Origin of the sequence: Microbispora sp. H10836 (assembly GCF_012999525.1) — a bacterium.
Taxonomy (GTDB): Bacteria; Actinomycetota; Actinomycetes; order Streptosporangiales; family Streptosporangiaceae; genus Microbispora.
Genome location: NZ_JABBWU010000015.1, coordinates 41773 through 62736 on the forward strand (window position 1 = coordinate 41773; position 20964 = coordinate 62736).

17 protein-coding genes are annotated in these 20964 nt (G+C 71.5%); 8 read left to right on the forward strand and 9 right to left on the reverse strand.

What is annotated here, in order from left to right:
* Positions 1–324, forward strand: a complete 324-nt coding sequence (locus HHX30_RS25930) for a hypothetical protein (RefSeq protein ID WP_169984607.1) — start codon at positions 1–3, stop codon at positions 322–324.
* Between the two features lie 224 nt (positions 325–548).
* Entirely contained in the window at positions 549–839 is a 291-nt protein-coding gene (locus HHX30_RS25935) for a hypothetical protein (protein ID WP_169984608.1), read from the forward strand.
* Positions 840–862: 23 nt separating this feature from the next.
* Here HHX30_RS25935 and HHX30_RS25940 read toward each other — a convergent pair whose 3' ends face one another.
* Entirely contained in the window at positions 863–2935 is a 2073-nt protein-coding gene (locus HHX30_RS25940; RefSeq protein ID WP_169984609.1) for a type IIA DNA topoisomerase subunit B, read from the reverse strand.
* Positions 2936–3181: 246 nt separating this feature from the next.
* Between HHX30_RS25940 and HHX30_RS25945 the strand changes: the two genes are divergently transcribed.
* Positions 3182–3412: a hypothetical protein gene (locus tag HHX30_RS25945; protein WP_169950713.1), complete on the forward strand. Its 231-nt coding sequence runs from the start codon at positions 3182–3184 to the stop codon at positions 3410–3412.
* Positions 3413–3634: 222 nt separating this feature from the next.
* Here HHX30_RS25945 and HHX30_RS25950 read toward each other — a convergent pair whose 3' ends face one another.
* A complete protein-coding gene (locus tag HHX30_RS25950; protein ID WP_169984610.1) occupies positions 3635–4366 on the reverse strand; it encodes an N-acetyltransferase in 732 nt (243 codons plus the stop codon).
* A 42-nt stretch (positions 4367–4408) separates the two neighbouring features.
* Between HHX30_RS25950 and HHX30_RS25955 the strand changes: the two genes are divergently transcribed.
* Positions 4409–5158: a YaaA family protein gene (locus HHX30_RS25955; protein ID WP_169984611.1), complete on the forward strand. Its 750-nt coding sequence runs from the start codon at positions 4409–4411 to the stop codon at positions 5156–5158.
* A 1-nt stretch (position 5159) separates the two neighbouring features.
* On the opposite strand, the gene HHX30_RS25960 is transcribed toward HHX30_RS25955, so the two are convergent.
* The 4 genes from HHX30_RS25960 to HHX30_RS25975 form a co-directional block, all read right to left on the reverse strand.
* On the reverse strand, positions 5160–6050 hold the full coding sequence (locus tag HHX30_RS25960) for a hypothetical protein (RefSeq protein ID WP_249350451.1): 891 nt from the start codon (positions 6048–6050) through the stop codon (positions 5160–5162).
* A 396-nt stretch (positions 6051–6446) separates the two neighbouring features.
* Positions 6447–8123: an RNA polymerase sigma factor gene (locus HHX30_RS25965; protein WP_310742164.1), complete on the reverse strand. Its 1677-nt coding sequence runs from the start codon at positions 8121–8123 to the stop codon at positions 6447–6449.
* Between the two features lie 219 nt (positions 8124–8342).
* Entirely contained in the window at positions 8343–10424 is a 2082-nt protein-coding gene (locus HHX30_RS25970) for a SpoIIE family protein phosphatase (protein ID WP_169984614.1), read from the reverse strand.
* 177 nt (positions 10425–10601) lie between these two features.
* Complete coding sequence (locus tag HHX30_RS25975; RefSeq protein ID WP_169984615.1) at positions 10602–11168, reverse strand: HhH-GPD-type base excision DNA repair protein; 567 nt, start codon at positions 11166–11168, stop codon at positions 10602–10604.
* Between the two features lie 173 nt (positions 11169–11341).
* Between HHX30_RS25975 and HHX30_RS25980 the strand changes: the two genes are divergently transcribed.
* Both HHX30_RS25980 and HHX30_RS25985 read left to right on the forward strand, forming a co-directional pair.
* Complete coding sequence (locus HHX30_RS25980) at positions 11342–11524, forward strand: hypothetical protein (RefSeq protein WP_396705307.1); 183 nt, start codon at positions 11342–11344, stop codon at positions 11522–11524.
* A 225-nt stretch (positions 11525–11749) separates the two neighbouring features.
* Positions 11750–13252, forward strand: a complete 1503-nt coding sequence (locus tag HHX30_RS25985; protein WP_169984824.1) for a hypothetical protein — start codon at positions 11750–11752, stop codon at positions 13250–13252.
* 27 nt (positions 13253–13279) lie between these two features.
* Here the strand turns inward: HHX30_RS25985 and HHX30_RS25990 are convergent, their stop codons facing one another.
* Together HHX30_RS25990 and HHX30_RS25995 are read right to left on the reverse strand one after the other, a co-directional pair.
* Positions 13280–14983 carry an ABC transporter family substrate-binding protein gene (locus tag HHX30_RS25990; protein ID WP_169984617.1) on the reverse strand — a complete coding sequence of 568 codons (1704 nt, stop codon included), beginning with the start codon at positions 14981–14983 and terminating at the stop codon, positions 13280–13282.
* A 102-nt stretch (positions 14984–15085) separates the two neighbouring features.
* The gene (locus HHX30_RS25995; RefSeq protein WP_169984618.1) at positions 15086–17449 is read right to left on the reverse strand and encodes an AAA family ATPase; all 2364 of its coding nucleotides are present in this window, start codon (positions 17447–17449) and stop codon (positions 15086–15088) included.
* Positions 17450–17685: 236 nt separating this feature from the next.
* Between HHX30_RS25995 and HHX30_RS26000 the strand changes: the two genes are divergently transcribed.
* Positions 17686–19275 (forward strand): MFS transporter, encoded by a 1590-nt coding sequence (locus HHX30_RS26000; protein WP_169984619.1) that lies wholly within the window; start codon positions 17686–17688, stop codon positions 19273–19275.
* 93 nt (positions 19276–19368) lie between these two features.
* Here HHX30_RS26000 and HHX30_RS26005 read toward each other — a convergent pair whose 3' ends face one another.
* Positions 19369–19950, reverse strand: a complete 582-nt coding sequence (locus tag HHX30_RS26005) for an RNA-guided endonuclease TnpB family protein (RefSeq protein ID WP_396705397.1) — start codon at positions 19948–19950, stop codon at positions 19369–19371.
* A gap of 252 nt (positions 19951–20202) precedes the next feature.
* Between HHX30_RS26005 and HHX30_RS26010 the strand changes: the two genes are divergently transcribed.
* The gene (locus HHX30_RS26010; protein ID WP_169984620.1) at positions 20203–20961 is read left to right on the forward strand and encodes a DoxX family protein; all 759 of its coding nucleotides are present in this window, start codon (positions 20203–20205) and stop codon (positions 20959–20961) included.
* Positions 20962–20964 lie beyond the last annotated feature (3 nt).

Genomic DNA, 20964 nt, shown 5'->3' on the forward strand with positions numbered 1-20964 from the left:
ATGCGCCTGCTCGCCCTTCCCATCACGCTCATCGTCATCGCGATACTCGTGTATCTGCTCGTGACGCTCGCACGCGGCGGGAAACCGGCGTCCCGCCGGGAGGCGGCCGGCGCACCCCGGTGGGAGACCGACACCGTCATGGAGAACGGGTGGACCCTGATCGTCGTGCGCAAGGTCGCCCTCGGCCCCGCCGGGCCGGTGGAGCTGGCCAGGCAGACGGTCAAGGCGATCCGGGACGACGACCCGGACTGGGACGAGCTCTACCGGGAGGGCATGGTGGAGGCCCGCAACCGGGTCAGCACGCTGGAGATCGAGTCCGGCTGAGCCCGCCGGAGGGCGGCGAGGACAGCCCCTCGATGAACGACTCCCGCACCCGGGCGACGTCCTCGGCGGGGGGAGGCCGCACGGTCACATGGCTCTTCCGGTCGCGATCACGCCCGGGAGATGGCCGCGTTGGCCGCTTCCGGACACCGCCCGCCGGATCGGGCGGGGCCGGTTCGGGTAGAGATGCGTGCGTCCGACACCCCCTCCCCCGGAAGGACGCCCCCATGAAGGCTCTGGTCACACGCGTGTCCACGATCTGCGCCGCAGTCGCCCTGGCGGGCGCCGTCACCGCCGCACCCGCCGCGGCGCAGGACACCGCCGCCTACACCTGCGCGACCGGCATCGTATTCACCACGATCGACTGGCTGACCGGCGTCGCGGCCCGCGACTGCACGGGGCCGGGCGCCAGCGACGGCGCCCCAGGGGGCATCACCCTCCCGACCGAGACCTACGTCTGCCGCTTTGTGTACTTCTCCCCCGAGAACGGCTACCTCTACGGCCGTGACTGCTACTGAGTCGGTGCCCGGCCCGGTGCCGGTCAGGCGTCGATGTGGTCGCGGTCCACCTCGGCGGCGCTGCCGATGATGAACTCGCGGCGCGGGCCGACGTCGCTGCCCATGAGGAGGCTGAAGATGTGCTCGGCCTCCTCCACGTCCTCGATCTTGACGCGGCGCAGGACGCGGTGACGGGGGTCCATGGTGGTCTCGGCGAGCTGGTCGGCGTCCATCTCACCGAGGCCCTTGTAGCGCTGCACAGGGTCCTTCCATCGCTTGCCGCGCCGCTCCAGGTCGCGCAGGACCTTGTGCAGCTCGGCGTCGCTGTAGGTGTAGATGTACTTGTCCTGGCCGCGCCCGGGGTTGGTGACCTCGATGCGGTGCAACGGCGGCACGGCGGCGAACACCCGCCCCGCCTCGACCATCGGCTTCATGTAGCGGTGGAACAACGTGAGCAGCAGGCAGCGGATGTGCGCCCCGTCCACGTCCGCGTCGGCCATTAAGATGATCTTGCCGTAGCGAGCCGACTCGATGTCGAACGAACGGCCGGACCCGGCGCCCACCACCTGGATGATCGCGGCGCACTCGGCGTTCTTGAGCATGTCGGCGACCGACGCCTTCTGCACGTTCAGGATCTTGCCCCGGATCGGCAGCAACGCCTGGAACTCCGAGTCGCGCGCGAGCTTGGCCGTGCCCAGCGCTGAGTCGCCCTCGACGATGAACAGCTCGCTGCGGTCGACGTCGTCGCTGCGGCAGTCGACCAGCTTGGCGGGCAGCGCCGAGTTCTCCAGGGCGGACTTGCGCCGCTGGTTGTCGCGGTGCACGCGGGCGGCGATACGCGCCTTGGCGGCGGCGACGATCTTCTCGAGCACCGCGCGCAGCTGCTGCTTCTGCCCCCGCTTGGGGTTGGCGAACAGCGCCTTGAGCTCCCGGGTGACCACGTGGGCGACGATGCGGCTGGCCGCGGAGGTGCCGAGCACCTCCTTGGTCTGGCCCTCGAACTGCGGCTCGGGCACCCGCACGGTGACCACCGCGGTCAGCCCTTCGAGGATGTCCTCCTTGGTCACCGGCTCGTCGCCGTTCTTCAGCAGCCGGGTCTCCCTCAGCTGCTCGTTGATCGTGCGGACCAGCGCCCGCTCGAACCCGGCGACGTGCGTGCCGCCCTTCGGCGTGGCGATCACGTTCACGAAGGAGCGTACGGTCGTCTCGTAGCCCTTCCCCCAGCGGACCGCGACGTCGACGGTGAGCTCCCGCTCGGTCTCCGTGGGCGTCATGTGGCCCTGCTCGTCGAGCACGGGGACCGTCTCGTGGAAGTGGCCCTCGCCCTGCAGCCGCAGCACGTCGCACACGGCCTCGTCGCGGGACAGGAACTCGGTGAACTCGCCGATGCCGCCGTCGAAGCGGAACGACTCCTCGACCGGCTCCTCGCCGCGGAGGTCGCGCACCACGAGCGTGAGCCCCGGCACCAGGAAAGCCGTCTGGCGCAGCCGCACGTGGATCTCGTCGAGCGAGACCTCCGCCTCGGGCAGGAAGATCTGCCGGTCGGCCCAGAAACGCACGCGCGTGCCGGTGACGTCGCGCGGGGCCGGGCCGCCGTCGCGCAGGCCGGACTTCTTGCGGAACTTGGCGGACGGGCCGTCGCCGTCGAACACGCCGGGCACGCCCCGGCGGAAGCTGATCTGGTGGACCTTGCCGTCGCGGTCGACCTCCACGTCCACCCGGGAGGACAGCGCGTTGACCACCGAGGCGCCGACGCCGTGCAGACCGCCCGAGGCGCCGTAGGAGCCGCCGCCGAACTTGCCGCCCGCGTGGAGCTTGGTGTAGACGAGCTCGACGCCGGCCAGGCCGGTCTTGGGCTCGATGTCGACGGGGATGCCGCGCCCGTTGTCGTGGACCTCGACCGAGCCGTCGGGGTGAAGCTCGACCTCGATGCGGGTGCAGTAGCCGCCCAGCGCCTCGTCGACCGCGTTGTCCACGATCTCCCAGAGGCAGTGCATGAGGCCGCGCGTGTCCGTGGAGCCGATGTACATCCCCGGGCGCTTGCGGACGGCCTCCAGGCCTTCCAGCACAGAGAGATGACGGGCGGTGTACCCCGTCTCCGCGCGAACCGCAGTCACACCCAACTCCCACTTATCAATCGAACACGCGTACGCAGCTTAACGCCACTCATGTTTGTACGCGTACAGCTTGCCAGGCGCAGCACGATGACCGGCACTTTCGCTGTGATCCCGGTCACTTTCCGGATCATTCTGCTCTGGGCGTAGTCGGAGCATGATTGGGAAGCCCTTCATCCGGTTAGATGTTGTCCCAAGTGACTGACGCCAACGTCCCCACGAAATGTGGGGCGACCCGAAAGGCGATACGTGACTGGAGCTCTCGCCCCCATCAAGCCGCTGACGGCCCTGGACCGGTGCGACCGGTGCGGTGCTCAGGCCTACATCCGCGCGACCCTGCCCGTGGGTGGGGAGTTGCTGTTCTGCGCCCACCACGGGCGTCAGCACGTGACTGTGCTGCGCGACAAAGGTGCTGAGATCCAGGACGAGTCGGCCCGACTCAGTGAATCCCCCGCGACCGCCTCTGACGGCGAGCGCTGACCCATAGACGGCGTGCCGGAGCGTCACGACGATGTCCGCTCCGCACGCCGTCGCCTTATAAGCCACCGGCCCGGGCCGGACACCCGCCGATCCCCGCTTCCCCCGGGGCCCCGGCGGATGCCGTCCCGGGCGTGATCAACGGCCGTCGGCGCACCGGCGGCCGCTGTACGGGTGCCGTGACCGGCCCGAGCCGGCGCACGGACTCCCCTGCGGCGGCGCCCGTCAGGGCCGCACGCGGTAGTGATAGCGGCCGGCGACGGTGAAGCCCTCCCGCTCGTAGAGCGCTCGGGCCGCGGCGTTGGCCTCCGTCACCACCAGGTACGCGCTGTCCGCGCCGTGCCCTTCGCCCCAGGCGAGCAGGGTGCGCAGCACGGCCGCGCCCAGCCCACGCCGTCTGACGCGTGGCTCGACGGCCATGCAGTAGATTCCGAGCCACCGGCCCTGCGGGACGCCCCTTCCCACCGCGCCCTCGTCGAGGAGGACGTACCCGGCGGGCACTCCGCTGAGGATCCGCTCGCCCCACGTCCGCGCCGGAATCTCCCCGGTGTCGCGATGCCGCCCTCCGTCCACGCTCCACCACGTGTGCAGCCACCGTTCCGACGGCGCGTCCTCCACCACCGCCCCGGCGGCGAGGCCACCGGAGGTCAGCGGCCTGGTCATCACCAGAGTGGGGTCCACGAGCCGGTAGCCCCGGCGGCCGAGTTCGTCGTCGAGCCCGCGCGACGCGCCCATGCCGACCGAGAACACGCAGGGCTGGCCGAGGCCCGCGTAGAACCGCTCCGCCCGGCCGACCGCCTCCGGCAGGTCCGTACGCTCCCCCAGCGCGAGCACCGAGTTGGCCCGCTTCGTCACGCCGCCCGCGTGCCGGTAGACCCAGCCGCCGTCCTCGGCCCGCCCCGGCGCCGGCCAGGCCTCGTCGACCAGCAGGTCGAACTGTGCGATCTCCTCATCCACCCGCCGCAGCCTAACCTGGGGGGCCGGATAAGCTGCGGAACCGTGCTCATCCTGCTTCCGCCCTCGGAGGGGAAGGCCGAGCGGGGGACCTCCACCGTCCGGCGGCTCAGCTTCCCCGAACTCGCCTCCCCGCGCGAGAAGGTCCTCGACGCCCTCGTCTCGCTCTGCCACACCCCCGAGGCGCGCGACGTGCTCGGTCTGTCCGAGGGGCAGGCCGGCGAGATCGAGCGCGACCTGGCGTTGCCCACGGCGCGCACGCTGCCCGTCGCCGCCCTCTACACGGGCGTGCTGTACGACAACCTCGGCCTGGCCACCCTCTCCCCCGAGGCCCGGCGGCGGGCGGACCGGAGGATCGTCGTGTTCTCGGCGCTGTGGGGCCTGCTGCGCCCGTCCGACCGCGTGCCGCCCTACCGGCTGTCCATGGGCGTACGGCTGCCGCCGATGGGCGGCCTGGCCGCGTTCTGGCGGCCGTCGATCAGCGCCGTGCTCGACGCGACGAAGGGGCTCGTGGTGGACATGCGGTCCGCGACGTACGCCGCCGCCTGGCAACCCGGCGAACGCGGCGTGGCCGTACGGGTGCTGAGGGAGGCGGCCGGGAAGCGGACGGTCGTCAGCCACATGGCGAAGGCCACCAGGGGCGTGGTGGCCCGATCGCTCGTCGAGACCCCCGACCGGCCCCGCACGGCCGGCGACCTCGCCGACCTGCTGACCGGCCTGGGGCACCGGGTGGAACTGGCCGGGTCCGCCGGCCGGGGACGGCCGCGGACCCTCGACGTGATCGTGAACGAGTGAGTCAGAGGTTGAGCCGGGAACAGGCCCGTCGGTACTGCTGCCCGGCGTCGCCGAGGTGCGACCAGGGCAGCCGGCTGAACCGGCCGCCCGTCCTGGCCAGGTGGCCACGCGCCGGACGCCGCAGGTCCGACAGGTAGAACGCGGCGCCGAAGACGTTGTGCGCCTCGACCGCCCGCGGGTGCGCCCCGCCGAGGCGCCGCTCCGACCAGTGGGCGGAGGCCGAGACGATCTCGCGTTGCGCCTCGAAGGAGAACCAGCCGCCCCGCGACATGGGAGTGCGCCCGGCGGCGACGATCTCGAAGTGGGCCAGCGGCACGAGCGCGGGCAGCGGACTGCCCTCCGGGGCGTGCGCGGCGGCCGAGCGGGCGAAAGCGAGCATCTCCTGGGCGGTGCCGCCCCAGCCGGGCGACAGCGTGATCAGACGGGCCACCGCCCCCGAATACAGCGTCGGCCAGCGGCGGGAGCATTCGTACCAGACCGCGTCCTTGTCGCCGCGCGGCCGGTCCAGCCCGACCGCCAGCCACATCAGGCCCTCCCACGGCACCGGGTCGCCCGGCGCGAGCGCCGCCGCCGTCAGCAGCGGCTGCCTGGCCTGTTCCATCGCCGACTGATAGGTGTGCAGCCGGTCCGCCTGCACCGCTCTGGCCCGTACGTCGGGCCGCAGTTCCCAGGCCTCCTCCAGGCGGGCCCGGCCGAGCCACAGCCAGAGGTCCGGATTGCCCTGGTGATAGGCGAGCAGCGCCTCGATCGACCGGCTCGCCCCGATGACGGTCCGCGACAGCGCCTCCACCCGCAGCGACCGCGTCTCCGGGTCGCCCCTGCTGTCCGCGAGGGCGGCCGCGGCCGGTCCGAGGTCGCCCCGGCAGGCGGCCTCGACCGCCTCGTCGAGCATTGAATCCGCCCACGGGCGGTCCGGGATCACTCGTGGCCCCCGAGCACGCGCCCGATCCACTTCGATCACTCCCATGAGGCGCGAGCCTAGGAGCCTCGACGTGCCCGGGGCGCTACCACGAGGTTACGGGGGTGTAAAGTCGTCTCCCTTAGATCTTTCGCCTACTGCGGTCACCCAGGCGGTGCCTCGCCGCGTTGTCGCCCCACCCACGAAGATTCCTCGCACGCTCGGAATCTCCGTGGGGCCCGGGAAGATCGCCCATAGCTCCGCTATGGGCTCCTCCTCCGCCTTGCGAGGCATCCACCTGGCCGATCCTCGCTACGGCGAGATCTGCGAGACACTCCTACGTCATCGCCCCCTCGGCCGTACGTGGCCGGGGGACGATCGACTCGTGCGTCAGTCCAGGTAGTCGCGCAGCACCTGGGACCGGGAGGGGTGCCGCAGCTTCGACATGGTCTTGGACTCGATCTGGCGGATCCGCTCACGGGTCACGCCGTAGACCTTCCCGATCTCGTCGAGGGTCTTCGGCTGCCCGTCGGTGAGACCGAACCGCATCGACACCACGCCCGCCTCCCGCTCCGACAGCGTGTCGAGAACGGAGTGCAGCTGCTCCTGCAGCAGCGTGAAGCTGACGGCGTCGGCCGGGACGATGGCCTCGGAGTCCTCGATGAGGTCGCCGAACTCGCTGTCGCCCTCCTCACCCAGCGGAGTGTGCAGGGAGATCGGCTCGCGGCCGTACTTCTGCACCTCGATGACCTTCTCGGGCGTCATGTCGAGCTCGCGGGCCAGCTCCTCCGGCGTGGGCTCGCGGCCGAGGTCCTGCAGCATCTGCCGCTGGACACGGGCCAGCTTGTTGATCACCTCGACCATGTGGACCGGGATGCGGATGGTCCGCGCCTGGTCGGCCATGGCCCGGGTGATCGCCTGCCGGATCCACCATGTGGCGTACGTCGAGAACTTGTAGCCCTTGGTGTAGTCGAACTTCTCGACGGCGCGGATCAGGCCCAGGTTGCCCTCCTGGATCAGGTCCAGGAACAGCATGCCGCGGCCGGTGTACCGCTTGGCCAGCGAGACCACGAGACGGAGGTTGGCCTCCAGCAGGTGGTTCTTGGCACGGTGGCCGTCCTCGGCGATCCACTCCAGCTCGGCGCGGACGTCGACGGGCAGGCCGTCGGCCTCCTGGGCGAGCTGCTCCTCGGCGAACAGGCCGGCCTCGATCCGCTTGGCGAGCTCGACCTCCTGCTCGGCGTTGAGGAGCGGCACCTTGCCGATCTGCTTGAGGTAGTCCTTCACCGGGTCGGCGGTGGCGCCGGCCGCCGCGACCTGGGCGACGGGCGCGTCGTCATCGTCGTCGGTGAGGATCAGTACCTCGTCCTCGGACTGGACGAGCGCCTCGGCCTTGGGCTCTTCGCCCTCGGTCTCCCCCTCGGGTTCGGCGTCGGCCTCCTCGGTCTCCGCCTCGGCGTCGATCTCGACGTCCTCGACCTCGATGTCGAAGTCCTCGATCTCGACGTCACCTTCGAGGTCGATGTCCTCGTCGTCCTCGGCGATGTCGGCCGACTTCGGCTTGGAGTCGGCCTTCGGCGCCTTGCCCTCGGGCCCCGCGGCGGGGGCCTCCGGCTTGGCGGGCGCGGCCTTCTTCGGCGGAGCGGGCTTCGCCGGAGCCTTGGCGGCAGCCGGCTTGGCGGCGGGCGCGGGCTTGGCCGGGGCGGGCCTCTTCGGCGCCGGCGCGGAGTCGGTGACCACTGCGGTCACGGTCTCCGGCTGCGACTCCTTGGCCGCCGCGGATTTGGTGGTCTTCTTGACGGGCGCGGTGGTGCGGCGCTTGGCTTGACCTCGAGAGCGCTTGGGAGCCGCGGAGTCGGCGGCCGTCACCACGACGGTCACACCCTCCTTGCTGAGGCTGCGCAGGAATCCAGCGGCTTGCGACATCGGGATGTCCGCTTCCTCGAAGGCCTTGCGGACATCCTCGGACTCGAGGAAACCCTGCGAGCGCCCACGCTCGAGGAGCTGCTGAATCACTGGCTCGTTCAGCTCCGACGGCTTCGAGCGAGTCGAACTTGCAGGCGACACGAACACCTCTCGAACGAACGCATGGCGAGAATGGACCCAGGTGCTTCTTCTTTTCCGGTGGTGAGGTCGCGCAGACCGCGACATGCCATTGTGGCACGCCGCGGTACGTGATACGGCCGCGTCCCGCCGGGTTGCCCCTCCACCCTAGGCCGACCGAGACACTAGTGCGTACGGAAGGAGGTCACTGATACCCGAAAGCAACCGTTATGACTGTTTCATTCAGTCACTCTTCGTGGCCGGTGGGACGTGGACCGCGAGTACCGTTACGTCATCGTCCTGTTCATACCCGGACAGCATGTGGTCCACCAGGAAATCGAGCAGCATATTCGGGCTGTTCAGCACCTCCGGGGGCGCTTCGGCCACTACGGACGAAAGCTCCCTGAGTCCGGCATCCAGCCCGCGCTTGCGGTTCTCCACCAAACCATCCGAGTACAGGACGGCGGTGTGACCCGGCGGCACGCAGAACCTGAACTGCTTGCGGCTCGTGGCCCAGCCGAGCGGGGTGCCGGGCTCGGTCTCGTGCAGCAGCCCGACGCCCTGCGGCGAGACCAGCAGCGGCGGCGGGTGACCGGCCAGGGCCAGCGTGCCCTCCCCGGTCCCCGGCTCGACGACCATGTACGCCAGGGTGGTGACCTGCTCCTCCTCCTCGGTCGCCTCGAAGACGCGGTCGAGTCCCGTCAGCACCGCCGCCGGGGGCGGGTTCGTCAGCGCGAGCGCCCGCATGGCGTTGCGGATCCGGCCCATGCCCGCGGCGGCCTTGACGCCCTTGCCCATGACGTCGCCCACCACCGCCGCCACCCGGCCGTCCTGCAGGACGAACGCGTCGTACCAGTCGCCGCCCACCTGCACGTGGCGTGAGCCGGAGCGGAAGCGGTAGGCGAGCGTCATCCCCCGCACCACCGGCAGGCGCTCGGGCAGCAGGCTGCGCTGCAGCGTCTCGGCCGTCTTGTGCTCGCGCTCGAACAGCGTGGCCCGCTCGACCGCGAGGGCGCACTGGCCGGCCAGCGCCTCCAGGAAGACGCCGTCCTCCTGTGAGATCTTCTGGGTCCGCATGAACGAGAACCGCAGCGCGCCGAGCGCCCGGCCGGCCGCGAGCAGCGGCAGGCCCACCCAGGCCCGCTCGTCCGACTGCGCCAGGAAGCCGGAGATCCGCGCCTCGTCGGCGCCGGCGTCGACGAGCTGGGCGCGCAGGCTGTCGGGGGACTCGGCGAAGAGCGGGCGGCGGCTGTTGACCGCCATCGTCATCACGTTGGGGTGCGCGAGGTCGATCTCCTCGCCCGGGGCGTCCGGGGTGCCGCCGCTGTTGATCACCTTCAGCGTGGCCCGGTCCGGGTCGAGCAGCGCGACGGACGAGTGGTCGGCGGCGAGGGCCGTACGGCCGACGTCGATGATGACCTGCACCACCTGCTCGACGGTGAGCGCCTCGGCGAGCTGGGCGGTCGCACCCTGGAGGCGGGCGGTGCGCAGCGCGGCGGCGCCGAGCTGGTCGGTGAGGCGGCCGCGCATCTCCTCGGCCTCGCGCTGCGGCGTGACGTCGGTGTTGGCCCCGACCCACTCCACCACGCGGCCGTGCCTGACGATCGGCACGGCCCGGACCTCGAAGTGCCGGTAGCCGCTGGCCCGGGTGCGCACCCGGTAGCTCCACTCGAACATCGTGCGGCCGCGCAGCGCCTCGCGCCACGCCTCCTCGGTGCCGGGACGGTCGTCGGGGTGCACCGCGTCCAGCCAGCCGTGCGCGAGGTACTCCTCCAGGCCCTGGCCGGTGATGGCGCGCCACTGGGGCGCGTCCTCGGCCACCGAGCCGCTGGGCGAGCTGATCCACACCAGCTGCTGCTGCGACTCCACCAGCGAGCGGTAGCGCTCCTCGCTGCGCTCCAGCACCTCCTCGTTCAGCTGCCGCTCGGTCACGTCGACCCCGAAGAGCGCGGTCCCGATGACGCCGTCGTCGCCATGCAGCGGGAAGAACGACACCGTCCAGTGGCGGCTGTCGCCGTTCTCCGCGCGGGTCCTGATCCGCTGGTCGGTGATCGGCAGCGCCTCGTCGGCGATCCGGCCCAGCACCGCCTCGATCAGGGTGCTCAGGTCGGCCGGCAGCAACTCGGCCGGTTGGCGGTCAAGATGCAGCTCGACAGGATGGCCGGTCAGCTCGGTAAAGGTGGAGTTGACCCGGACGAAACGCCCATCCGGGTCGAAAAACGCGAAGGCAAACGGCGCCTCCGACATCAGGCCTCTGAAGAGGTCGGAGTCTGATATGTCCAAACCGGGCTCCCGGGGCCGGGGCACGGAGGTTTCGGCGCTCATGGTCGGCACCTCCGTCGCGTGCCAGCGTCTCCCACGAGGCACATCTCCATAACTGTGATTGGTAGCGCAGATCTGCCCTACATCATGGGCGATCGGCATACGCGGACGGAAGCCCCGCCCGGCATGCGGTCAACGCATCCTGTCAAAAGACCGGCGCCTCGCGCAGGAGGATCGGGCCTACTTCTTGGCGGCCCGCTTCGCTTCCTGCTTGGTCGCGCGAACCAGTTGCAGGCTCTCGGCGTCCACGACGTCGGCCACCGACCGGTGCACCCCCTCCTCGCCGTACGGCCCGGCCGCCTCACGCCAGCCGTCCGGGCGCACGCCGCACTGTTTGCCCAGCAGGGCCAGGAAGATCTGGGCCTTCTGCCGGCCGAATCCGGGGAGGGCCAGCAGCCGGCGCAGCAGCTCGGCACCGTCGCGGGCATCCTCCCATACCTTCTCGGCCGAGCCATCGTAGTGCTCGACGAGATATGTCGCGAGCGCCTGGACGCGGGCCGCCATCGCCTTCGGATACCGGTGAACGGCGGGCGCCGCCGCGAACAGTGCCGCGAACTGGTCAGGATCATAGGAGGCGATCTCACGCGCGTCCAGGTCGCGGCCGAGCCGGTCGGCGATCGCGCGGGGCCCCGCGAAGGCCCGCTCCAGTGGCACCTGTTGGTCGAGCAGCATGCCGACGAGCAGTGCGAGGGGGCTGCGGCCGAGCAGCTCGTCGGCCTCGGGATCCTGGGCGAGCCGGATGCGCATGGGTCAAGCTTCCCACGCGGTGGCCCGCCAAGGCTTGACACTGCCCGGGAAAGAGGTGGAATAAGGGGCGGCAGGTCCCCATTCAGCGAGGAATGCAGTCCATGCCCGTACTCGCAGCACGAATCAGTGGCGGCCCATCACCAGAGCCGGGTCTCCGCGAACCGGCGGAGCTGGTGACCGATCGTCTGGCCGCGGAATTCCTGACCGTCCCCCTGTCCGCCGTCGCCCGCTGCGTCGCCGACGCATGGGTGTGCGGGGAGCACCTGGGACTCGACGTCACACCGGAGATCGTCGAGCGGGTCGCCCGGGAACGCCTCCTGGGTCTCGTGAACTCGGCGCCGCCTTCCCGGAGGTGAGGCGGCGAACGACGCTCGCACGGCCGTCGCCCCGGCCCGCCGCCGTAGTCTGGGAAAGGCTGGAGCGGCAGATAACGGGGAAGTCACCGGCCCGTGTTCCTGATGCCCTTCGCGGCGGGAATGCGAGAAGGTGGTGACCGTGAGCGAGCGGAGCGAGATCTCGTGAGTCGCCGGCGCCGACGTGACCCCCGGGAGACCCGGCCGCCGGACGACGTGTTCGCGGAGATGCTGCTGGCGGCCAGGGAACTGCTCGCCGTGCGCAGTCCGCTCGACGCGGAGCTCATGGTCTCCGACATGCTCGGCGCCTGGTGGGGCAGGCGGCTGCGCGGCGGCGACGTCGAGCAGATCCTCGGCGAGGGCCTGGTGGACTACGCCGCCAAGGCCGGCACGCCGGCCGCGCTCACCCTGCTCGTCTCGGTCGCCTATCTCGGCACCGCCCGCCAGGCGGCCAAGGCGGAGGGCGCGGCGCTCGCGCTGATGGAGTCCGACGTGGCCCGGCCCCGCTGGGCGGACCGCGTCGGCGCCGTCAAACCGACCGGCTGCTACGTCTCCAGGGACGTGTACGGCGACCAGGACACCGTGGTGTGCACGTTCGCCTACAACGGCGAGGACCGGCACGCGCTGGTCGTGGTCGTCGACTACAACATGGGCGGGATGGCCCGCGACGCGTGGGTGTCGTCCCAGGTCGAAAAGCTTCTGGAGCAGGCCAGGCTGGAGGCGGCGGGCAACGCGCTGCTGCGGTTCGAGGAGCTGGAGCCGCAGCAGGCGCGGGCGCTGCTGGAGTTCGCCATGAAGGCCACCAGCGCCGCCGCGCACGGCCGTGGCGGCCCGAAGCTGGTGAGCGACAGCTACAGCGCCTACCACGCCTTCGCGCGGGCGCGGATCAAGGCGCTGCCGCCCGGGCGGATGCGGCCCGCCCCCGCGCACACGGAGGCGCCCTACAGCCGCGACCGCCGCGCGATGCTGGCGGCCGAGTTCCTCGCCTCGGACGCGGCGGAGAACCTGTCGGATCCCTCGGCCGCCTCCCGGTGCGCCGACCACATCATCGACCACGGCTGCGACCAGGACTTCGGCCGGCCGATGCGGGTGAGCCCGACCAAGTGCGAGACGTTCCTGCTCGACTGGCTGCCGCGCAAGGTCCTGCTCACCCCGGCGGAGCAGGACGCGATGCCGCACGTGCTGTCGGCGTGGGTGCGTTTCGCCGGCCCCCGGATCGGGCTGCCCGAGGAGGGCGTGCGGGCCACGCTCGACGCGGTCTGGGAGGCGACCGCCCGGTTCACCGAGGCCTACCGCGACCCGGCCACCTTCGGGCTGGACCGCTCTCTCGTGGAACGGCTGCTGCCGGACGGCGACCTGTCCGCGCTGGCCCGGCGCGCGTTCGCGTTCCCCTTGCTGCAGGGCATGCGCGGATCGACCAACCTCGACCTGCTGAACCCGGCGGACGAGGCCGACCGGCGCATCCTGCTGGAGATCGACCACGCCGGCGAGCTGGGCCGTACGGACCTGGAGGAGCACCTCGCCTGGCACGAGGAGATCGCCGGGCGGCTGTGGGTGGGCGACCCGCCGCAGCTGTGGGAGGCCGCCCAGCGCCTGATCGACCTGGGGCACGACCGGCACGACGTGCTGCACGTCCTCATCGAGATCGCCGAGCGGATCGGCGACCACCCGGACGAGCTGGCCGCCGCCCTGGACGACATCGCCGACATCCCGGACGAGCCTCCCGCCTGACGGCCCCTCCGGCCCGGGCGGCCCCGCTCAGGAGGCGTAGCCGATGTCCTCGTACCTGAGGTCGTGGAACCCGTTGGCGCCGATGTTGGCGAGCGCGGACCGCACCGCCACGCCCTGCGGGCACTGGTAGAGCGGCAGCACGTTGACCTTCTTCCAGACCATCCGGTCGGCCTCGTTGAGCAGGCCGGGCACCTTGTCGGCGTCGAGCGTGCTGCCGGCGCGGTACATCGCCTCGTCGATCTGCTTGCTGCCGCTGCGCCCGATGTTGGCGTACCACTCGGTGTCGTCGCCCCGGCCGCCGCTCTCGCCGTCGGCGTAGATGTCGAAGGCGCCCGAGACGGGGTACGGCGTGCTCGGGTAGGCGAAGGCGGTGATGTCGAAGTCACCGGGGATGAGGTGCTTGCCGAAGAAGTCGTCGAAGGACACCCTGCGCACCTCGACCCGGATGCCGACGCGCTGCAGCATCTGCCGGGCGGAGTCGGCCTCGACGCCGCTCATGACGATTCCGTCGGGGACGACGAAGCGCAGCGTGAGCGGTTTGCCGTTCTTCACGCGCGTCTTGCCCGACAGCCTCCAGCCCGCCTGGTCGAGCAGCCGCCCGGCCCGCCCCGGGTCGTACGCGCCGATCTCGCCGGCGTTGGCCCGGTAGCCGTACTGGCTGTTCATGAGGAAGTGGTTGTCCAGCGTCACGGCCGGCCAGCCGAGGCCCTTCAGGTCCGCCTGCATGAGACCGCGGCGGTCGAGCGCCGCCGCGACGGCCTCGCGCACCCGCGCGTCGGCCAGGACCGGGCTCTCGCCGTTGAAGGTGAACTGCCGGTACTGGGTGCCGGCGGCCTGCCGGATCACGGCGTCCCACGCCTCCCTGACCCGCGCGTAGTCGCCGGGGGACGGGCCCACCTCGAAGACGTCCACGTCCCCCTTGGTGAACGCGTGGACCATCTGGTCGGGGCGCACGGCGCGGAACACGATGCCGTCCAGCTTCGCCCGGTTGCCCCACCAGCCGGGATTGCGAGTGAGCGTGACCGTCTTGCCCTTGACATCGAGGCTCTCCACCTTGAACGGCCCCGCGGTCACCGGGATGCGGTTGATCCAGTCGGCGTTGAACGCCGCCGCGGTCGCGTTGGTGGTGCCGGGATACAGCGGCGTGAACAGGGACTGCCACTCGTTGAACGGCTGGGCGAGGGTGACCACCACCTCGCGGTCGCTCGCGCCCCGGGCCACGCTCTGGATGTTCTCGTACGCGATGGTCGAGTCGACCCGGTAGTCCCGGTCGCGGCCGCTCATGGCCTTCCACTGCGCGGCGAAGTCCGTCCAGGTGATCGGCCTGCCGTCCGACCACTTCGCCTTGGGGTTGATCGAGTAGGTGACGACCTGGCGGGGGGAGGTCGCGGTGATCCTGGCGTTGGTCACGTAGTCGGTGTCGATGGTCAGCCGCCCCCGCGCGTCCGATTGGAACGTGCGCGGCAGCAACGCGTCCGTCACCACCTTGACGGCGGTGGTGTCGCCGTCGACGTGGTTGCGGTTCCACTGGGACGGGAAGTCGGTGAGCCCCCACCGGAGCGTGCCGCCGTCCTTGACCTTGTCACGAGCCAGCGGGTTGATGTCGTACGCCCTGACCGGGGAGGGGGCGAGCCCGGTGTCCGGTTCGCCCGGCCCCCGCTGCACGCCGCAGGCGCCGGCGGCCCACAGAGCGGCCAGTGCGGCCAGGGCAACCGGCCATCGTGCTCTCACGTGCTTCTCCGATCCTCCCGGCTACCCTACGCTGTCGATTAGTAGCAGGAAGTGACGACCGTCGGCCATCGGGACACGCGCCCTGTGGATTTCCCTACGACATCAGGACAACTCGTCCACCGCGCTGCGGACGTCCTCGCTGGTGATCGTCGTCAGCTCGGCGGCGTTCGCCGATCCCTGCTCGGCGAGGCGGACGTCGCGCCGCAGCGCGGCCCGCTCGTACAGGGACCGGGCGAAGCGGCCGTTGCCCAGCCCGTCGATGAGCCCCTCCCGGCAGACCCAGTCGAAGACGTCCGCGAGGTCCCGCGCGGCGGAGGCGTCGAACCTGTCGCCGCTCCGCGCGGCGAGCAGCTCCGCGATCTCGGTCAGCTCGGACGGCGAGTAGGAGGGGAACGACACGCGCTGGTTGAACCGGGAGGCCAGGCCGGGATTGGTCGCCAGGAACGCGTCCATCTCGCGCTCGTAGCCCGCCAGGATGACGACCAGACGGTCGCGGTCGTCCTCGGCCCGCTTCAGCAGGGTCTGCACCGCCTCGGCCCCGAAGGCGTCGCCCCCCGAGTAGCCGGTGTTGACCAGGCTGTACGCCTCGTCGATGAACAGCACGCCGCCGAGCGCGCGGTCGACCAGCTCGTTGGTCTTGATCGCGGTCGCGCCCAGATGCTGGCCGACCAGGTCGGCCCGCGACGCCTCGACCACGTCGGGCCGGGCCAGCAGGCCCAGGGCGGAGAAGATCCGGCCGAGGATCCGCGCGACGGTCGTCTTGCCGGTGCCCGGAGGGCCGACGAACACGATGTGCCGCATCTGCGACTGGACCGGCAGGCCCTGCTCCTGCCGCATCCTGGCCACCTTGAGCTGGGCGGTGATCGCGTGGACCTGCCGCTTGACCGGGTCGAGGCCGGCCATCCTGTCGAGGTCCGCGAGCGCCTCGTCCAGGGTCGGGGTGACCTGGTAGCCGCGGTATCGCGCGGTGATCTCGTTGAACGCCTTGGTCACGTCGTCGGCGGTGACGGTGACCAGGTCCTCCCCGCGCGGCGCCCCGCCCGCGCTCACCACGCGCACGTCCCGGGCCTGTGCGGCGGCCTCGGCGAGGCTGCGGGCGAATCGCGCGTTGCCGAGGTCGTCGACGAGCGCCCGGCGGTGCACGTCCTCGAACAGCCGGCGCAGCACGGGACGCGCCTCGGGGGCGAGCAGGTCTCCCCGGCGCCGCTGCAGCGCCTCGGTGATCTCCAGCAGTTCCGCGGGGCTGTAGCTGGGGAAGCGCACCCGGGTCGCGAAGCGGCTCGACAGCCCCGGATTGGACGCGAGGAAGTCGTTCATCTCCCGCTCGTAGCCGGCCAGGATGACGATGAGCCGTTCGCGGTCGTCCTCTGCCCGCTTCAGCAGCGTCTGCACGGCCTCCGCGCCGAACCGGTCGGGCTGGCCGTCGCCGGAGTTGATGAGGCCGTACGCCTCGTCGACGAAGAGGACCCCGCCGAGCGCGCGGTCGATGAGCTCGTTGGTCTTGATGGCCGTGGCCCCCAGGTACTCCCCCACGAGGTCGGCCCGCTGCGCCTCGACCACGAACGGCGTCTCCAGCAGCCCGAACGCGTAGAAGATCTTGGCGAGCGACCGGGCGACGCTGGTCTTGCCGGTGCCGGGAGGGCCGACGAACACGAAGTGGCGCATCGGCCGCTCGTTGGTGTAGCCCGCCTCCCTGCGCAGCCGGGCCGCCTCGATCGACGCGGCGATGGCGCGCACCTGCTCCTTGACCGGTTCGAGGCCGATCATGGACTCCAGCTCGGCGAGCGCCTGCTCGACCGTGATGGGCGGCGGAGCGGCGGCCTCGGCCGGGGCGGGCTGGTGGCCGCCGGGCCCCCCTGTCCTGCCCGGTGCGCGCACCTGCACCTGGGTCTCGGCGCCCGCCGCCTCCCGCTCCGCCTCGCCGCGCACCTTGCGGGCGAGCACTAGGCGGTAGAGGAGCACCGCGGCGGCCGCGCCGTACGCCCCCCACAGGGCGGCGGCCGGCGACAGCGGCGACAGCGACAGCGCGACGACCCCGGCGGGCACGAGGGACATCAGCGTCGTCAGCCACGGCGGGACCCACCGGATCAGGTGGGCCGCGCCGCCGGCCAGCGCGCCCAGCAGCATCAGCAGACCGGGCATGATCGACTGCCCGCCGAAAGCGCCCATGAACAGCGGCAGCAGCAGGCCCCATCCGGCGAGCACGAGCACGGTCGCGGCGGCACGCGGATAGCTGAGGGCCAGCGCGAGGAAGCACAGCGCCAGGAACGTGTAGATGAACGTGGGCATCAGCGACCAGTTCAGCGCCGCGGCCACTCCCATTGTCGCGACCAGCAGCACCACGAACAGCGCGCGTCGCGCGAACGGCGGAAGCCTGAAATAGCGGAAACGCACCTGTTCGAACAGATCACGTGCCGCAGTCCGGTTTAAGAGGCTCGCCGCCCGTGCCCTGCCGGAGTCCCGCATCGACGCCTCCCCGCTTCGACCCCGGTTATACCGCACGTGCGGACGGAATGGGTGGACCCTTGCGGCACGGTGGACGACGCACGTCGCCGGCCCCTGTTCGATCACCTGGAGCGATACGGATCCGGCGATATGTTCCCGACATCCCTGGAAGGGCTGAGAGATCCGCTTCCCATGGCCTAAGCTGCCACGCATGTTCCAGCGGGCCGGAATTTTCGGGCAGGAGCACTGAGCGGTCTATGATCATGGTTTCGGTCGAGTCCGCCGCCGTCCGCGCCGCAGGCGCCCTGCGCGAGCATCGGGCGAACCGGTGGTCGGTGCTCGTGCTCCTGTGTTTCAGCCTGCTCCTGATCGCGGTCGACGCGACCGTGCTGCACATCGCCGTCCCGGCGCTCACCGCGGCGCTGGAGCCGTCGTCCGTGCAGCTGTTGTGGATCATTGACATCTACTCGCTGGTCGTCGCGCCGCTGCTGGTCACGTTCGGCACCCTGGGCGACCGGTACGGCAGGCGGCCCTTCGTGCTCGGCGGTTACGTGGTGTTCGGCCTGGCCTCGCTGTCGGCCGCGTTCGCCGCGACCCCGCTCGCGCTCATCGCCTCGCGGGCGTTCCTCGGCGTCGGCGGCGCGATGATCATGCCGGCGACGCTCTCGATCATCCGGCAGGTGTTCACCGACCGGCGCGAGCGGGCGATCGCCCTCGGCGTGTGGAGCGCCGTCGCCGCCGCGGGTGCGGCCGTCGGGCCGCTGGTCGGCGGGGTCCTCGTCGAGCATCTGTGGTGGGGCGCGGTCTTCCTCATCAACGTCCCGCTGCTGCTGGTCGCGCTGCCGCTCGCCGTACGCATCCTGCCTGCCTCGCCGCGGCGGGCCGAGCATCCGTGGGACGCGCTGAGCGCGGCGCTGTCCACCGTCGGCGTCCTGGCCGTCGCGTTCGGGCTGAAGGAGGCGGGGTCGGGACACCTGCTGGGCCGTGGTCCCTCGCTCGCCGTCCTCCTGGCCGGCGTCGCGCTGCTCGTCTGGTTCGTGCGGCGGCAGCGGCGGCTCGACTTCCCCCTGCTCGACATCGGGCTGTTCACGCAGCGCGGCTTCGCGACCGGCGTCGGCTGCGTGCTGCTGGCGATCTTCGCCCTGGTCGGGCTGGAGCTGATGCTGGCGCAGTACCTCCAGCTCGTGCTGGGGCTGTCGCCCCTGCGGGCCGCCGTGCGGATGCTGCCGCTCATGGTCGCGGCCATCGTGGGCGGCCTGGCCGCCGCGCACGTGCTGGGGCGGATCGGGCTGCGCGCGACGGTCGGCGGCGGTCTCGCCCTCACCGCGCTGTCCCTCACCCCGGTGCTGAGCTGGGGCACCGAGCAGCATCCGGTGATGCTGACCGTCTGCTTCGTCGGCATCGGATTCGGCGTCGAGGTCGCCCTGCTGGCGGCGTCCGACACGATCATGGCGTCGGTGCCGGAGGCACGGGCGGGCGGCGCCGCCGCGATCGAGGAGACGGCCTACGAACTCGGGGCGGGCCTCGGCATCGCCGTCCTCGGCACGATCACCACGATCGTGTACGCCCCCTCGCTCGGGACGGTCCCCGGGATCCCGGCCGGGCTCATGGCGCAGGCCCGGGAGTCGCTGGCCGCGGCCGCGCACGTGGCCGGCGAGGCGGGCGTGACCGGAGCCGCGCTGCTGGGCGCCGCCCGTGTGGCCTTCGTCACCGCCCTGCACTCCACCATCGTCGTCAGCGTGGCACTGCTCGGGCTCACCGCGCTGGCCGTGGCCCTGCTGCTGCCCCGCCACGTTCCCACCCCTGCGGACGCCGGCGCCGAGGAGCCCGGCGGCGTACGCGACTGAGCCGGCCAGGCGCATGACGGCGGCACAGGCGGGGAAGTGTCCGGGCAAGTCATCCCCCACCCCAGGATGAGAAGCCTTGACTTCCTCCCCCGCCTAATGGCGGAGGACTCCCGCCCTCACGGGCCGGGCTTCCTGCTTCGCAGCCGACCGCACCCGGGAGGACCCGGAATGGCTCACATCAGCTCCACAGGCAGACACCGCTCGACCAGCGGCCAGGATGTTCTTGGCGGCGTTGACGTCCCGGTCGTGCCGGGCGCCGCAGTCCGGGCACGTCCAGTGCCGTGTGGACAGAGAGAGTTCGGCGAGCAGGTGCCCGCACGCGCTGCACGTCTTCGAGCTGGGAAACCAGCGGTCGATCACAACCAGGTGCCGCCCGAACCGCTGGGCTTTGTACTCCAGTTGGCGGCGGAACTCGCCCCACCCGGCATCGGAGATCGCCCGCGCCAGGCAGCGGTTGCGGACCATTCCTTTGATGTTGAGATCTTCGATCACGATGAGGTCGTGGTCGCGGACCAGCCGGGTGGAGGTGCGGTGCAGGAAGTCGGCGCGGGCGTCGCGGACCTTGGTGTGGGCGCGGGCGACCTTCGCCCTGGCCTTGGCCCGGTTGTTGCTGCCGCGCTGTTTGCGGGCCATCCTGCGCTGGTAGCGGGCCAGATTCCTGGCCTTGCGCTCCAGATGGCGCGGGTTGGGATCTTCTCCCCCGTGGAAGTCGTGGCCGCCGTCGCGTTTGTTCGTCGGTGGGGTAGACCCGCACCTTGTAAGCCGTACGCATGTTCGCGATTTACTAGCCCTTTGCCTGGTCGGTCAGCGGAAGGAGCAAGTCGTGCGCACTTGGCGCTCTGGGCTATCCCGGCTTCGCCGGGCCACCCCTTTGGGGATCCCCATTCCTCCCGGCTTTGAAGGGCCGGGCTTCCTCCGGAGGATTCGGTGAAGAAAACCCTGCACGACTTAGCCTCGCTGGCCGCCCGCATGGGCGTCGGCGGGATCTTCTTCGCCAACGGCTGGCAGAAGCTCGAAGCCGGCCTCAACGCCACCGCCGACCAGTTCACCGAGCTGCAGGCCCCGCTGCCCCACGTGTGGGCGCCGGTGACCATGCTGACCGAGCTGGTGGGCGGCACGCTGCTGATCGCGGGCCTCGCCGTGCCGGTCGTCGGACTGCTGCTGTTCGCCGAGGCCCTCGCGGTGTTCGTGCTCACGGCCGGGGACACCGGCCTGCCGCTCACCGGCGGCGACATCGAACTGATCGTGGCTCTCGGGGCCGCCTCCGTGCTGCTGGCGGTCACCGGCGCGGGCCGCATCTCGGCCGACCACATGGTGGTGATCAAACGGCGCGAGGCCGAGGCGGCCGGCGAGTTCGCCGCCGACGCCGAGGCCGACGCGGTCATCGCGGCGCTGCGCCCGCCATGGCCCGGCGAGCCGGGCGCGGACGGATCGCCGGGACGGCCCGCCGCCCCGGCGGCACCCGATCCCTCCTCCGGGGAGCGGCGGCCCTCGCCCGGGTCGCCGGAGCCGCCCCCGACGGCCGGTGCGGACACGGGCTCCACCGCCGCCGGGACGGTCGCGGACCCGCCCGGCGGGGAGGCTCCGGCCACGACGGTACGCAAGGCCACGCCGAGACAGCGGCGTGCGAGGCGGGACGACGACACCACCACGGAGAGCCGGGCCGAGGCGCCCCCGGCCCGCTGAGGA

Bases quoted from the DNA above. Each gene is read 5' to 3' on its own strand.
- HHX30_RS25975 (WP_169984615.1), bottom strand. From the start codon at position 11,168: ATGCGCATCCGGCTCGCCCAGGATCCCGAGGCCGACGAGCTGCTCGGC.
- HHX30_RS26000 (WP_169984619.1), top strand. From the start codon at position 17,686: ATGATCATGGTTTCGGTCGAGTCCGCCGCCGTCCGCGCCGCAGGCGCC.
- HHX30_RS25935 (WP_169984608.1), top strand. From the start codon at position 549: ATGAAGGCTCTGGTCACACGCGTGTCCACGATCTGCGCCGCAGTCGCC.
- HHX30_RS25995 (WP_169984618.1), bottom strand. From the start codon at position 17,449: ATGCGGGACTCCGGCAGGGCACGGGCGGCGAGCCTCTTAAACCGGACT.
- HHX30_RS25960 (WP_249350451.1), bottom strand. From the start codon at position 6,050: ATGCTCGACGAGGCGGTCGAGGCCGCCTGCCGGGGCGACCTCGGACCG.
- HHX30_RS25970 (WP_169984614.1), bottom strand. From the start codon at position 10,424: ATGAGCGCCGAAACCTCCGTGCCCCGGCCCCGGGAGCCCGGTTTGGAC.
- HHX30_RS25985 (WP_169984824.1), top strand. From the start codon at position 11,750: ATGCTGCTGGCGGCCAGGGAACTGCTCGCCGTGCGCAGTCCGCTCGAC.
- HHX30_RS25930 (WP_169984607.1), top strand. From the start codon at position 1: ATGCGCCTGCTCGCCCTTCCCATCACGCTCATCGTCATCGCGATACTC.